At 61.2% G+C, this 2,150-nt stretch carries 1 protein-coding gene and 1 pseudogene; one reads left to right on the top strand and one right to left on the bottom strand.

Annotation, left to right across the window (positions count from 1 at the left end; all coding sequences use genetic code 11):
- Positions 1 to 350: 350 nt before the first annotated feature.
- A pseudogene (locus ACZ4NT_RS39235) lies at positions 351 to 677 on the top strand (citramalate synthase); the annotation flags it as partial.
- A gap of 18 nt (positions 678 to 695) precedes the next feature.
- On the opposite strand, the gene ACZ4NT_RS39230 reads toward ACZ4NT_RS39235, so the two are convergent.
- Complete coding sequence (locus ACZ4NT_RS39230) at positions 696 to 1,565, bottom strand: hypothetical protein (RefSeq protein WP_467730214.1); 870 nt, start codon at positions 1,563 to 1,565, stop codon at positions 696 to 698.
- Positions 1,566 to 2,150 lie beyond the last annotated feature (585 nt).

Genomic DNA, 2,150 nt, shown 5'->3' with positions numbered 1-2,150 from the left:
ACGGACGCGGCAACGACATCATCGACCTCCTCACCACCGCCCACGGCACCCACACCCACCCCCACGGCGCCACCCACTGGGCCAACCTCCCCACCACCTAACCAAAACCCGCCGAAACGACCAACTCCCCGCCCCCCGCAACCTCGCCAGCTGACGAGCAGCGCGACGATACTCCGGCCCCTTCACCTGACCGAGGGAGCCGGCCGTGGCACGCCAAACCCACTCAGCGGCCACGGAAGAAGGAGGTGGGGTTCCAGCCCAGACCTCGAGCAGGAACCCCACCTCCAATCTGTCCTGTGCCAACCAAAGAAACTGTGAAAGACGGCGTATCCGGCGCATGGGCACAGATCATGACCGAAGCCGGTGAGCTCAACGATTCGTTCCGCGTCTTCGACACGACGCTGCGTGACGGCGCGCAGCGTGAGGGCATCAACCTCACGGTCGCGGACAACCTGGCCATCGCACGGCACCTGGACGACTTCGGCGTCGGCTTCATCGAGGGCAGCTGGCCCGGCGCCAACCCGCGGGACACCGAGTTCTTCGCCCGCGCCCAGCAGGAGATCGACTTCAGGCACGCCCGGCTCGTGGCCTTCGGCGCCACCCGCCGGGCACACGCGAAAGCGTCCGAGGACCCCCAGGTCAAAGCGCTCCTCGACTCCTGCGCTCCCGTGATCACCAGGCTGCTATTGGACGCATCATGTATTGGTGTACAGGCAGATGGCCTCGCCTGTCAGGTTCCAGTCCACGTCCGCTGGGCCCCATGCATTCATGCCGGCGTAATTGTGAGCGGAGGAAATCGCTGCAGCAGTAATTTTGGCGTTGACGACCGTAGCGCGGTGGCCCCAGCCTGTGATGGATGTGCCATCTGGGCATTCCGCGGTTACATTCCGATTTTCTGCGAGTCCAGAATTGAAGGCATCCTTACTCGCGACCACGGTAGCCAGTCCGGTGAGTTGGTGGGATCCGCATACCGCCTCGGCCGTCAGTGTCCATGGGTTAGTGGACGTGGGCCGGAACGCTTTGACAGTAACAGACCGACTTGCAGCGTTGAAGTGCGCCTCATAGACATTTACGTCGGAGGCTGCGACATTGTTGGCGCCCTTGTTGCGATGACCCCAGCCGGTGATAGTCGTACCCGCAGGGCAGTAGGCGGTCGCCGTCTTGTATTGCGCAGTGGTGGGACCACTCGGGGACCCGCTCTTGGTGGATGTCTTGACGCCTCCGGCGCTGCAGACGGCATCGGTTCTCAGCGCCCACTCGTGGCCGACGGCGGCCGTTGGCCGATACGCCTGTACGGTGACAGATCGATTGGCGGCATCTACGTGAGCGCCCCAGATGTTGATGTCACGGGGCCCCTGACTGGAATCGATACTATGTCCCCAGCCGGTAATGGCGGTGCCTGCTGGGCAGGTTGCGATCGCGGTTTTCCATTGGCTAACATCTTTGGGGCTAGTGTAGCTCTCGATCGAAACCTTCGGCCCTACCGCTTCGGCTGTACCAGTTAATGCTGGGACTATGGCTACGGCCAGCAGAACGGGCGTAGTGATGCGCAGACCCTTGTTCATAAATTACCTCTTTTGCGGGGTGGGACTTCTTAGATTGCTCCATCTCGCGAACGAAGGTATGAGCAACCGTTTCTCAGTTGTTCGGCCCCGATTGCCCAAATTGTCTCAATTTGCCCTTCTGCGGCGCCAATTTCGAAGTCGGTGGCTGCTTTGGCGATGCATGCTACGAGGAGCTGGATCTGCTCGAGCTCCGTGTGCCGATCCAGCGCTTGGTTACCGGCTACCTGGGGTATTTCTTTAGGTCGTTGCCTTTATGGTGAGACGGAGAAGAGTCGCTGGCGTAGCAGGTGGATGCGGCGAGGCCGAAGAAAGCTAGGTAGTTATTAGACCGTGCCCTACATGGTCAGCTTGAGGAACCGTTTGTTGCAGCAGAGGGCTGATGTCCGTCCGAGAAAGGGTGGGTAGTTGCCTGATTTCCGCTCGTAGTGGTGGTTGAGATGGTGTTACTGGCTCTAACAAAAGCTGTTGATCATGTGTGGTTGGCTTGTCCGCGCAGTGGGCGCCAGGCCGGCGGCCGTCCGCGGCCCGGATCCAGCTCCTCAGCGTCTCGGTGCTCACCCCGAGATCAGCGGCGACCGACTTGAT

The organism is Streptomyces sp. NPDC026417, assembly GCF_055567695.1.
This window is presented reverse-complemented; position numbering and strand designations above follow the sequence as displayed.